Annotated in this window: 9 protein-coding genes; 1 reads left to right on the forward strand and 8 read right to left on the reverse strand. The window is 73.5% G+C overall.

Translation table 11 applies throughout. The annotated features are described in order from the left end of the window. Positions 1-165 precede the first annotated feature (165 nt). Positions 166-1128 carry a DNA polymerase Y family protein gene (locus tag ACN9M0_RS07165; RefSeq protein ID WP_426403303.1) on the reverse strand — a complete coding sequence of 321 codons (963 nt, stop codon included), beginning with the start codon at positions 1126-1128 and terminating at the stop codon, positions 166-168. Then, positions 1125-4568, reverse strand: coding sequence for a DNA polymerase III subunit alpha (locus ACN9M0_RS07170; RefSeq protein WP_426403304.1), 3444 nt, complete (start codon positions 4566-4568; stop codon positions 1125-1127). The genes ACN9M0_RS07165 and ACN9M0_RS07170 overlap by 4 nt, the downstream gene beginning before the upstream one ends. 152 nt (positions 4569-4720) lie before the next feature. Here ACN9M0_RS07170 and ACN9M0_RS07175 point away from each other — a divergent pair, with 152 nt between their 5' ends. After that, the gene (locus ACN9M0_RS07175) at positions 4721-5758 is read left to right on the forward strand and encodes a DUF3533 domain-containing protein (RefSeq protein WP_366041363.1); all 1038 of its coding nucleotides are present in this window, start codon (positions 4721-4723) and stop codon (positions 5756-5758) included. A 77-nt stretch (positions 5759-5835) separates the two neighbouring features. Here the strand turns inward: ACN9M0_RS07175 and ACN9M0_RS07180 are convergent, their stop codons facing one another. From ACN9M0_RS07180 to ACN9M0_RS07205, 6 genes are all read right to left on the reverse strand, one after another. Beyond that, the gene (locus ACN9M0_RS07180) at positions 5836-6729 is read right to left on the reverse strand and encodes a S1 family peptidase (protein WP_366041362.1); all 894 of its coding nucleotides are present in this window, start codon (positions 6727-6729) and stop codon (positions 5836-5838) included. Between the two features lie 56 nt (positions 6730-6785). Continuing rightward, entirely contained in the window at positions 6786-7640 is an 855-nt protein-coding gene (locus ACN9M0_RS07185; RefSeq protein WP_426403305.1) for a S1 family peptidase, read from the reverse strand. A gap of 200 nt (positions 7641-7840) precedes the next feature. Further along, positions 7841-8638, reverse strand: coding sequence for a DUF1684 domain-containing protein (locus ACN9M0_RS07190; RefSeq protein ID WP_426403306.1), 798 nt, complete (start codon positions 8636-8638; stop codon positions 7841-7843). Next, on the reverse strand, positions 8635-9945 hold the full coding sequence (locus tag ACN9M0_RS07195; RefSeq protein ID WP_426403307.1) for an NtaA/DmoA family FMN-dependent monooxygenase: 1311 nt from the start codon (positions 9943-9945) through the stop codon (positions 8635-8637). Before ACN9M0_RS07195 ends, ACN9M0_RS07190 begins: the two co-directional genes overlap by 4 nt. Further along, on the reverse strand, positions 9942-10970 hold the full coding sequence (locus tag ACN9M0_RS07200) for an LLM class flavin-dependent oxidoreductase (RefSeq protein ID WP_426403308.1): 1029 nt from the start codon (positions 10968-10970) through the stop codon (positions 9942-9944). The genes ACN9M0_RS07195 and ACN9M0_RS07200 overlap by 4 nt, the downstream gene beginning before the upstream one ends. Positions 10971-11214: 244 nt before the next feature. Then, positions 11215-12189 (reverse strand): ABC transporter substrate-binding protein, encoded by a 975-nt coding sequence (locus tag ACN9M0_RS07205; RefSeq protein WP_426403309.1) that lies wholly within the window; start codon positions 12187-12189, stop codon positions 11215-11217. Positions 12190-12193: the final 4 nt, after the last annotated feature.

Here is a 12193-nt window from a genome sequence, read left to right on the forward strand (position 1 = left end):
GCGGCTCAAGGGGAAGGTGGGGGTGCTGTGCCCTGCGGTCCGGACCACAAGTGGGGATGCGCGGTGGGGATGCGCTTCAGCCAAGCTACGCACGAGTAGCCTGGCTGGGAAGTTACGCGTCGGTAAAAAGTGATGTGTCGTCACAAGAGCCTGGTGAAAGGCCTGTCAGGCCGCCAGAGAGCCCGGGAGGATCGCTCGCGGGCCGAATCTCGCCCGTGCCCGGTCGGCCACCGCCTCGATCCGGCGGGTCTTCTCGTCCGCCGGATCCAGGGACAGCTGGTGCGCGGCCCCCTCGGCGTCCGTCAGGCCCTCGGCGCGCAGCGCGATGCCCCGTACCCGGGCCCGCTGGAGGCCGAAGGAGTCGTGGACGGCGTACGCGAGGGCGGCGAGGGCCGCCGAGTGGGCGGTCGGTTCGGGCAGGGTGCGGCTCCGGGTGGTGGTGCTGCGGTCGGCGTACCGGACGGTGACCGCGAGCGAGCGGCAGACCTGCCGTTCCGCGCGGAGCCGGGCGCCGAGTTCTTCGGCGAGCGAGAGGAGGGCCCTGCGCTGTTCGGTCCGGTCGGTCTCGTCGCGCGGGAAGGCGCGCTCGGCGGCCATCGACCGGGAGACCGCGTTCGGGACGACGGGGGTGCGGTCGATGCCCCGCGCCCTCTCCCACAGGTCGCGGCCGGCCTTGGCGCCGACGAGCCGCTGGAGCACGGCGAGCGGCGCGTCGGCGACGCGGCCGGCGGTGTCGAGTCCGTAGCCGCAGAGGGTGCGGGCGGTGGCGCGGCCGACGCCGTCGAGGGCGACGACCGGCCGGTCGCGCAGGAAGGCCGCCGGGTCCTCGACGACCAGGGTGGCGCCGGGCCGGGCCTCGCGGGCCGCGAGGCGGGCCAGCATCGGGTTGGGCCCGGCGCCGATGACGCAGTCGACGCCGTACAGGGCGAGCGCGCGGACCCGGATGACCGAGGCGAGCTCGGCGGGGCTCCGGCCGAAGTAGCGCAGCGCGCCGCGCACGTCGGCGAGCGCCTCGCGGGGCGGGGACGCCTCGACGACGGGGGTGAACTCGCCGAGCAGGTCGACCAGTCGGGGCAGTGTCGCCGCCTCGGCCGTGGATTCCAGCCGGAACCGTACGCAGAGGATCATCCCGCACTCCCCGGGCTGCTGTGCCAGAGCTTCCGCGCCGGGGTGGCGGCGCCTTCCCCGGCCGGCTGGAGGTCGGCCCAGGGGTTCATCTCGTAGCCGGTCTCCATGCGGATGCGGCGGCCGTCGTCGGTGCTCTCCCCGGGGGTGGACGCCTCTTCCGCGAGCCGCTCCCCCACCGCGTCCAGGCCGCCGGAGGACCGTAGTTCGACGAGTTCGGCGAGGTTCCAGGCGGCGGAGCCGACGACGCTGAGGCTGCGCGGGCCGCGCCGCTGCACGACGCCCCGGACGAGGAGCAGCCAGGAGTGGAAGACGGTGTGGGCGCACGCCGCGTGGGCGTCGTCGAAGAAGGCGAGGTCGACCAGGCCGGTGCCGTCGTCGAGGGTGCTGAAGATGACGCGTTTCCCGGAGCGGATGGGCGGGGTCTGGGTGGCGGCCTTGGCTCCGGCGACCAGGACGACCTGGCCGTGCCGCACGGAGCGCAGCCGCTGGGCGGAGACGACGCCGAGTTCGCGGAGGAAGGCGTGGTGGTCGCTCATGAGGTGGCGGGAGGCGTCCATGCCGAGGATGCCGAGTTCGGCGCTGAGGCGTTCGGTCTCGTCGAGGTCGGGCAGGCCGACGGGGGCGGTCTTCCCGCCCTGGGCGAGGGGCAGTTGGCCGCCGTGGGAGGCGGCTCCCCGGTGGATGCGCCGGAGTTCGGTCAGGTGGAGCAGGAGGTCGCGGCGGTTGGCGCCGAAGGCGTCGAGGGCGCCGACCTGGGCGAGCCGTTCGGCGACGGGGGTGCGCGGGCGGGCCCGTTCCCAGAAGTCGAGCAGGGAGGCGTAGGGCTGTCCGTTCTCGATGCGGGCGCTCTCGGCCTCGCTGATGCCGTGGACGTCGGTGAGGCCGAGCCGGAGGCCCCACACCGCAGGAGTATCGGACACCAGTTCGATGCGATGGGCGACCGCCGACCGGTTCACGTCGAGCGGCAGCACCGGCACCCCGCGCCGCCGCGCGTCCGCGAGCAGCAGCCGCTTGGGGTACATGCCGGGGTCGTGGGTGAGCAGTCCCGCGTAGAAGGCGGCCGGGTGGTGCGCCTTGAGCCAGGCCGACTGGTAGGTCGGCACGGCGAAGGCCACCGCGTGCGCCTTGCAGAAGCCGTACGAGCCGAAGGCCTCGACGATCTCCCAGGTGCGGGCGACGACCTCGTCGGCGTACCCCCGGGCCGAGGCCCGCCCGGCGAACCAGAGCTTGATCCGGCCCTGCGAGCCGGGATCCGAGAGCCCGCGCCGGACCTGGTCGGCCTCGGCCCGGTCGCAGCCGGTCATGATCCGTACGATCTCGATGATCTGCTCGTGGAAGACGACCACGCCGTACGTCTCCTTCAGGGTCTCCTCCAGGTCGGGGTGCGGGTAGCGGACGGGGGCGCGGCCGTGCCGGGCCTCGATGAAGGGGCGGACCATGTCGGCGGCGACCGGTCCCGGCCGGAAGAGCGAGATGTCGACGACGAGGTCGTGGAAGGTCGCGGGCTGGAGCCGGCCGACCAGGTCGCGCTGGCCCGGGGACTCGATCTGGAAGCAGCCGAGGGTCTCGGTGGAGCGGATGAGCCGGTACGTCTCGGGGTCGCCCTCCGGGACCGCGTCGATGTCCGGCCGGGTGCCGGTGGCGCGCTCGACCTCGGCGACGGCGTGGGCCATCGCGGACTGCATGCGCACCCCGAGGACGTCGAGTTTGAGCAGTCCGAGGTCCTCCACGTCCTCCTTGTCGAACTGGGACATGGGGAATCCTTCGCCGCTGGTGGGCACCACGGGGGTACGGGTGAGCAGCGAGGCGTCCGAGAGCAGCACTCCGCAGGGGTGCATGGCGATGCCGCGCGGGAGCGCGTCGAGCGCCTCGACCAGCTCCCAGAGCCGGCCGAACTTCTCGCGCTCGCCCGCGAGTTCGCGCAGTTCGGGCAGTTCGTCGAGGGCGGCGATCGCGTCCCGGGCGCGGATGTGCGGGAAGGCCTTGGCGATCCGGTCGGTCTCGGCGGGGTCCAGGGAGAGGGCGGCGCCCACGTCCCGTACCGCGTGGCGGACCCGGTAGGTCTCGGGCATGGAGACGGTGGCGACCCGTTCGGTGCCGAAGCGGTCGATGATCGCCCGGTAGACCTCGAGGCGGCGGGCGGACTCCACGTCGATGTCGATGTCGGGCAGGGCGGTGCGGCGCTTGGAGAGGAACCGTTCCATCAGCAGGCCGTGCTCGACCGGGTCGGCGTGGGCGATGCCGAGGAGGTGGTTCACGAGGGAGCCGGCGCCGGAGCCGCGGGCGGCGACCCGGATGCCCATGGACCGGACGTCGTCGACGACCTGGGCGACCGTCAGGAAGTAGGTGGCGAAGCCGTGGTGGGCGATGACGTCCAGCTCGCGGTGCATCCGGTCCCAGTAGTCCCGCCGCCCCTCGTACCCCTTCAGGACCATGCCGGCGGCGGCCCGGGAGGCGAGGACGCGCTGGGCGGTGCGGTGCTCCGCGCCGACGAGGTACGCCTCCGGGAAGTGCGCGGAGCCGATGCCGAGGTCGTCCTGGGGGTCGACCAGGCACGCGGCGGCGACCTCCCCGGTCCGGTCGAGCAGTCGGTGGGCGGCGTCCCGGCGGAAGCCGGCGGCCTCCACGATCCGCTCGGCGGCGGCCAGCATGTCACCGGCGCCCTTGAGCCAGGCCTCTCCGCTGTCGAGCTCCTTGCGGGGGTCGACGGGGACGAGGCGGCGGGCGGAGTCGAGGACGTCGGCGACCGGGCCCTGGCCGGGATCGGCGTAGCGGACGGCGTTGCCGAGGACGGGACGGACGCCCTGTTCGGCGGCGAAGCCGACGGTGCGGGCGGCGAGCCGCAGGGAGCCGGGCCCGGTGCCGGCGCGCCCGTGGTGGACGGCCTCCAGGCACAGGGCGTCGCCGTACCGCTCGCGCCAGGGGGCGAGCAGCCGGGCGGCCCGGTCGGGGCGGCCGGCGGCGAGGGCGCGGCCGACGTCGGAGGCGGGGCCGAGCAGGACGGACACGCCGTCGCCACCCAGGGCGTCCCCGGGGAGCAGGGGGTGCTCCCCTCCCTGGGCGTGGGCGGCGGTGACCATCGCGCAGAGGGCGGCCCAGCCGGTGCGGGAGCGGGCGAGGAAGAGGGCGCGGGGCGCGGACTCGTCGACGAAGGCCCCGCCCCGGACGGGCACCCGGCGGGTGGATCCCCGGTCGGCGGAGCCCTGGTCGGCGGGGGCCTCGTGGATCTCGTAGGCGAGGTCCACGCCGAACAGCGGGCGGACGCCCTCCTTCTCGCACGCCTTGGCGAAGCGGATGGTGCCGGAGAGGGTGTCGCGGTCGGTCAGGGCGAGCGCGTCCATGCCCCGCTCGGCGGCGCGGGCGGCGAGGCGCTCGGGATGCGAGGCGCCGTAGCGCAGGGAGTAGCCCGAGGCGGTGTGCAGGTGCGTGAAACCTGGCATGGCCGGTGCACCTCCCGCACTCCCGCATCGAATTCGTACACACGTTCCCACCCCCTCGTTCCCACCTTAGCTCACTTTCGAACGTTCGTGCGATAACTCGTTCGGCCCCATCCCACCTGCGGAAACACCCCCCGGCCCGGAGCCTGGGGGGCATGAGCCTCGTCGACGAACTGAAAAGCGCCGTCACCCCCCGAGCCTTCCTGCTGGTCGTCGGCGTCTTCGCCCTCCAGCTCCTCTTCATCACCTCGTACGTCGGCGCCCTGCACCACCCGAAACCGACCGACGTGCCCTTCGGCGTGGTCGCTCCCCAGCGGATCGCCGAACAGGTGACCGGGCAGCTGGAGAAGCTCCCCGGCGACCCGCTCGACCCGCGGACGGTCACCGACGAGGCCGAGGCGCGGACGCAGATCCTGAACCGGGACATCGACGGCGCCCTCCTCGTCGACGTCACCGGCCGCACCGACACCCTGCTCGTCGCCTCCGGCGGCGGCACCGTGCTCTCCTCCGCCCTGGACTCGATCTTCACCAAGCTGGAGGCGACCCAGGGGCGCGCCCTGCGGACGGTCGACGTGGCCCCCGCCTCCCCCGAGGACTTCGACGGGCTCTCGGCCTTCTACCTCGTCGTCGGCTGGTGCGTCGGCGGCTACATCTGCGCGGCGATCCTGGCGATCAGCGCGGGATCGCGCCCCGCGAACCTCCACCGGGCGATCATCCGGCTCGGTGTCCTCGCGCTCTACTCGGTGCTCAGCGGCATCGGCGGCGCGGTCATCGTCGGCCCGATCCTGGGGGCCCTGCCCGGCAGCATCCCGGCGCTGTGGGGGCTCGGCGCCCTGGTGGTCTTCGCCGTCGGCGCCGCCACCCTCGCCCTCCAGTCCGTCTTCGGGATCGTCGGCATCGGCCTCGCGATCCTGCTGATCGTCGTCGCGGGCAACCCCAGCGCGGGCGGCGCCTTCCCGCTCCCGATGCTGCCGCCGTTCTGGAAGGCGATCGGGCCCGCCCTGCCGCCGGGCGCGGGCACCTGGGCGGCGCGCTCCATCGCGTACTTCAAGGGCAACGACATGACCGCCTCGATGCTGGTCCTCTCGGCCTGGGCGGTCGTCGGCTCGGCCGTGACGCTGCTGATGTCCTCGCTGAAGCGGAAGCCGAACGGGGAGCCGATCGCCGCGGAGCTGGGCGACGTCAAAACCTGAGAGCCTGGAAAGCACGGTCCCTCCGGCCGCCGTCGGCAGCCGGAGGGACCGTTCGGAGCAGGGACGCGGAGCAGGGATCAGTAGACGCTGACCCCGTACGCGCTGAGCGCCTCCGTCACGGGCTGGAAGAAGGTCGTCCCGCCCGAGGAGCAGTTGCCGCTGCCGCCCGAGGTGAGACCGATCGCCTTGCTGCCCGAGTAGAGCGGGCCGCCGGAGTCGCCGGGCTCGGCGCAGACGTTGGTCTGGATCATGCCGTAGACGATGTCGCCGCCGCCGTAGTTCACGGTGGCGTTGAGGCCGGTCACCGAGCCGCTGTGGATGCCGGTGGTGGAGCCGCGACGGGTGACGGACATGCCGACGGTGGCGTTGGCGGCGCTGGTGATGTCGACGCTGCCGACGGTGCCGGACTTGGTCACCGAGGTGTTGGTGTAGCGCACGATGCCGTAGTCGTTGGTCGGGAAGCTCGACCCGGCCGTGGACCCGAGCACGGTGGTGTGGGACGAGTTGGACCACCAGGTGCCGGCGCCGTCGGTGCAGTGGCCGGCGGTGAGGAAGTAGTAGTTCCCCGCGCTGTCCTTGACGTTGAAGCCGAGCGAGCAGCGCCAGCTGCTCGCGTAGATGGCGTCGCCGCCGGAGATCAGCTTGTTGAAGGTGCCCGGGGTGCGCTCGATGCGCAGCGCCCCCGCGTTGGCCCCGGCCCGGTGCTTGATCTTCGCGATCTCGGCCTGGGAGACGGTGGAGTCGGCGGTGACGACGAGCGTGCCGGTGGCGTCGTCGACGCGCCAGGCGGTGCCCGCCACGTCGGCGGCGAGGACGGCGTCACCGGCGGCGGAGAGTTGGGTGGCGCTGAACGTCTGGGCGGAGTCGGCGTTCGCGGTGGGGACGCCGAGCGTCGCGGCGGCGGCGACGAGACCGGCGGTGAGGGCGAGCAGCCGGAACTTCTTCGTGGGGGTGGTGCGCGTGGTCCTCACTTCTTGTTCCTCCTGTGGGGGGGGATGAGTGGGTGTCCGTGCGGGGATCAGAAGAGTCAGAAGAGGCTGACGTTGTACTTGGCGAGGGCCTCCGGCACCGGCTGGAAGAAGGTGGTGCCGCCGGTCGAGCAGTTGCCGCTGCCGCCGGAGGTGAGGCCGAGCGCCTTGGTGCCGTCGTACATCGCGCCGCCCGAATCGCCGGGCTCGGCGCAGACGTTGGTCTGGATCAGGCCCTTCACCGTGCCGCCGCTGGAGTAGTGGACGGTGGCGTTGAGGCCGGTGACCGTGCCGCCGCGGGTGCCGGTGGTGGAGCCGGAGCGCTTGACGGACTCGCCCACGTAGGCGTCGGCCGCGGTGAAGCCGCCGGTGTGGGTGAGCGAGGTGTTGTCGTAGCGGACGAGGGCGTAGTCGTTGCCCGGGAAGCTGGAGCCGACGGTGGCGCCGATCAGGGTCGACTGCGCCGAGTTGGTGTACCAGGTGTTGGCGACGTTGCCGCAGTGGCCGGCGGTCAGGAAGTAGTAGGTGGAGCCGCTGCGCACGTTGAAGCCGAGCGAACAGCGGTAGCCGCCGCCGTAGATGGCGTCTCCGGCGCCGAGGAGCGGCCTGAAGACGCCGGGGGTGCGCTGGACGCGGAGCGCCCCGGCGTCGGCGCCGGCCGCTCTCTGGATCTTCGCGAGTCCCGCGTCGGTGACGGTGGAGTCGGCGGTGACGACGACCCGGCCCGACGTCTCGTCGACGTACCAGGCGGTGCCGCCGACCCCGGCGGCCTCGACGGCGGCGTCGGCGCGGGCGAGCTGGGCGGCTCCGGCGGGGCCGGGCACGGGGGCGGCCTGGGCACCGGGGAGTCCGAGGGCGGTCGCGGCGGCGAGACCGGCGGCGACGGCGAGCAGTCGGGTGCGGGTGTTCCTCACTGTGCTCCTCACAATTCTCCTTCTGGGAAAAGCGGAGGGGCCCGTGGATGGCGGGCCCGTGAGGCGCCATCAGGTGACGTGTTCCTGACATGCACCGCCTGTGATAGTGGCCCTCCCGGAGCGGACGCACAAGACCGCCGTACGGACGGGCGCCCCCGGCCATCGCGGCCGGGGGCGCCACCCACCAGAAGAAGCCCTGGTCAGGCCGGGCTCAGCCGCCGCTCCCCCGCCGCCACCGCGGTGTCGAGCGTGTTCCCCGGCGGCGGGAACGGGCAGATGAAGTGGTCCGCGAAGGCGCACGGCGGCAGCAGCGCACGGTTGAAGTCGACCGTCACCGAGCCGTCCGCCGCCGGGGCCCCGGGCCGCAGGAAACGGAAGCGGTAGCTGTCCCGGCCGCTGGTGGAGTCCGCGAAGACCGCCCACAAGGAGCCGTCGTCCTCGACGGCCACCTGGAGGACGTGCACGCCGCCGTGCAGCTCGAAGACCAGCTCCCCGGCGAGGCCGAGACCGCGCTCCCGGCCGTCGGCGTTCTCGACCCGTACGCTGCGCGTCTCCGGGTACGGACGGAACACGCCGGGCACCACCCAGCGCGCGTCGTACGGCGTGGCCTCGATCCCCCGGAAGGCCCGGCGCGCCTCCGAGCCGGGGTCGAAGTCCCGTACCGCCCAGAGCCCTTCGCGCCGCAGCACCACGAGCCGCCGGCCCGCCGACTCGACCCGGGACTCGTGGATCGGGGCGTGGTCGGCGGTGAGCCGGACCGTGCCGGTGAAGGGCTTGCCGTCGACGGTGAGCCCGTCCTCGGCGCCCGCCGTCAGGACCACCTCGTCGCCGTCCTCGCGCCACTCGCCGGGAACGGCCGGAATGCGCCCCTGGGGGAAGTCCGCGAGCCAGTGGGTGCCCGTGAGGGAGAGCGGGCCGTACGAGGAGGCGACCGCGGCCTCACGCTGCTCGTGCCAGTGCTGCCAGTCCAGCGCGTCCTGTTGGGGATCGTTGCTCATGGTGTTCCACCTTTCCATACGGGTTCGGCCAGGCCGAGGTGCGAGCGCAGCGTGGTGCCCGTGTACTCCGTACGGAAGACCCCGCGTTCCTGGAGCAGCGGGACGACCCGGTCGACGAAGTCGTCGAGGCCGCCGGGAGTGAGGTGCGGGACGAGGATGAAGCCGTCGGCGGCGTCCGTGGCGACGAACTCCTCCAGGGCCGCCGCGACCGTCGCGGGGGAGCCCACGAAGGACTGCCGGGTCGTCGACTCGATGACCGTCTGCCGGATCGAGAGCCCCTTGGCCTCGGAGAGCGCCCGCCACTTCCTGGCCACCGCGACCGGGTCGGCGACCCGCACCCGGCCCTGGACGAGCGCGGAGTCCGGGTCGGGGTCGATGTCCGGGAGCGGCCCGTCGGGGTCGTAGCCGGACAGGTCGCGGCCCCAGACCTGTTCGAGCGCGAGGATCGCGTTCTGCGGGGAGACCTGCTGCCGGCGGATCCCGGTCGCCCGCTCCTGCGCGTCGGCGTCGGTGTCGCCGAGGACGTACGTCACCCCCGGCATGACCTTCAGGTCGCCGGGGTCCCTCCCGTACCGGGCGAGGCGCCCCTTGACGTCGGCGTAGAACTCCCGGCCGGCCTCCGGGGTGGAGTGCCGGGTGAAGATCACGTCGGCGGCCGAGGCCGCGAACTCCCGCCCCTCGGCGGAGTCCCCGGCCTGGATGACGACCGGCTGCCCCTGCGGGGAGCGCGGTACGGGGAACTCGCCCTCGATCCGGAACTGCGGCCCGCTGTGCGCGAAGGGCCTCGGCCCGCCGTCCGGGGTCCAGGAGTCCCACAGCTCCCGGACGGTGCCGAGGAACTCGGCGGCCCGGGTGTACCTGTCGGCGCGGTCCAGGTAGCCGCCGCGCCGGAAGTTCTCGCCGGTGAACGCGTCGGACGAGGTGACCACGTTCCAGGCGGCCCGGCCCGCGCTGAGGTGGTCCAGCGAGGCGAGCCGCCGGGCCAGTTCGTACGGCTCGTTGAAGGTGGCGTTGACCGTGGCGGCCAGGCCGAGCCGGTCGGTGACGGCCGCGAGCGCGTTCAGGACGGTGATCGACTCGGGCCGGCCGACGACGTCCAGGTCGTGGATCCGCCCCGCGTGCTCGCGCAGCCGCAGCCCCTCGGCGAGGAAGAAGAAGTCGAAGAGCCCGCGCTCCGCGGTCCTGGCCAGGTGCTCGAAGGAGGAGAAGTCGATCTGCGAGCCGGAGCGCGGATCGGCCCAGACGGTGGTGGAGTTGACGCCGGGGAAGTGCGCGGCGAGATGGATCTGCTTCCTGCCCCGGCTCATGCGGATGCTCCCGCCGTCGCGTACTGGCTGACCGGTCGGGCGAGCCCCAGGTGGTCGCGGAGGGTGGCGCCCTCGTAGGCCGTACGGAACAGGCCGCGGTCCCTGAGCCGGGCCGCGGTCCCCGCGGCGAACCGCTCCAGGTCCCGCTCCGGCACGGCCGGCACGAGGTGGAAGCCGTCGACCGCGCCGCCCCCGTGCCAGCCGGCGATCAGCTCGGCGAGCGCCCCGGGCCCGCCCTCGTACGCGTCGAGGTCGACGGCCAGCGAGAGCAGGACGCGCAGCTGCCCGGGGTCCCGGCCGTGGGCGCGGGCCGCCCGGTGCAGTGCGGCGCGGAGGGCGGCGGCCTCCTCGGCGGAGGCGGCCCGGATCAGGGCCACGTCGGCGTGGTGGGCGGCGGTGTCCCGGGCGGCGGGGCGGGTGGCGTCGACGACGGTCACCGGGTTGCCCTGCGGAGGCCGGGGCACGGTCGAAGGGCCCTTGACCGAGAAGGTCGCGCCCTGGAAGTCGACGTGGTGCAGCTTGCGGCGGTCGACGAACCGTCCGGTCGCCACGTCCCGTATCTCGGCGTCGTCCTCCCAGCTGTCCCACAGCTTCCGGGAGACCTCGGCGACCTCGCCCGCCTCCTGCCAGAGCTCGGCGGTGGGCGGCGCCGGGCGGCGGCCGAGGAGCCGGGCCTCGGCCCCGGTCGGGGAGACCGCGATCCGCCAGCCGGCCCGGCCCCGGCTCACCCAGTCGAGGGTGGCGACGGCGGCCTGGACGTGGAAGGGCTCGGTGTGGGTGGTGGTCACGGTCGGCACGAGGCCGATGGAGCGGGTCTCGGGGGCGACCCGGGCGAGGACGGCGAGCGCGTCGAGGCCCGGCCCGGCGAAGGAGTCGTCGTGGGTGAGGAAGTCGAGCGCGGCGGCCTCGGCGAGCCGGGCGAGCGCGACCGTACGGGCGGCGGTGTCCGGGCCGGGGCGGGCCGCCCGGCCGGGGCCCGGGGCGAGCTCGGCGGCGAGGTGGAGCGGTCGGGTGCTGGTGGTCATGCGGTCTCTCTCGGTGCGGTTCCGGGCGGTTCCGGGGCGGTTCCGGGGCGGGTCGTCCGTCGGTTCGTCCGCGGGTCGTCCGTCGGTTCGTCCGCGGGTCGTCCGTCGGTTCGTCAGCGGGTCGTCCGTCGGGTCGCACCTCGGGTCGTCCGTCGGTTCGTACCTCGGGTCGCCCGGCGGGTCGTACCTCGGGTCGCCCGGCGGGTCGTCCGGTCCGGTTCTCTCGGAACAGTCGGGGCTGGGGTCAGTTCTGGGTGCGGGGCAGGCCGGGCGGGTTGATCTCCGACTTCGGCACGGCCTCCGCGCTCAGCCCCCACCGCTTGAGGACCTGCGCGTAGGTGCCGTTCTCGACGATGTGGTCGATGGCGGCCGCGTAGGCGGCGACCAGGCCGCTGTCCTTCTTCGTGGTGGCCGCGATCTTGCCCTGGAGTCCGGCGCCCGCTCCGGAGAACTTGCCCACGGCCTCGGTCTGTCCGGCGGAGGCCACGTGGTACGCGACGGTGGGGTTGGGGCCGAGGTAGCCGTCGATGCGGCCGGACTGGAGGGCGAGGTAGTAGTCGGTCGTGTTGTCGTAGTACTTGATGTCGACGCCCTTGCGGCCGGCCTTCTCGTTCTGCCGGGACCAGTCGACGAGGATCTTCTCCTGGTTGGTGCCGCTGCCGACGGCGATCCGCTTGCCCGACACGTCCTCGGGGCCCTTCACCGTCCAGCCGGAGCCCTTCTTCGCCTCGAAGGCGAGGTCGTCGAGGCGGTAGGTCGCGAAGTCGTACTTGTCCTTGCGCTCCTCGGTGACGGTGACGTTGGAGAAGACGCCGTCGTACTTGCCGCTGTCCAGGCCGACGAAGAGGTTCTCCCAGGAGACCGGGTTGAACTCGGGCTTCAGGCCGAGGGTGTCGGCGACCAGGGTGGCCAGGTCGAGCTCGACGCCGATCAGCGTCGTGTCGTCGGTGGCGCGGAAGGCGAGCGGCGGGTTGCTCTTCGCGGAGACGCCGAGGATCAGGGTGCCTCTCTCGCGGACGGCCTCGGGGAGCTTGGCGGCGATCGCGTCGACCTCGGCGGTGTGGACGCGGTTCTGGTTCGGGCCCACGTTGATGCCGGTGTCCTTCTGCCCCTCCGGCCTGATCTCGCCGACGGCGGCGTCGCCCGAGCCGCAGGCGGTGAGGAGGCCGAGGGCGGTGAGCGGGGCGAGGGCGGTGAGGAGGATGCGACGGGTCTTCATGGCA

It is taken from the genome of Streptomyces sp. R-07 (assembly GCF_049913175.1).
In the GTDB taxonomy this organism is placed as follows: domain Bacteria; phylum Actinomycetota; class Actinomycetes; order Streptomycetales; family Streptomycetaceae; genus Streptomyces.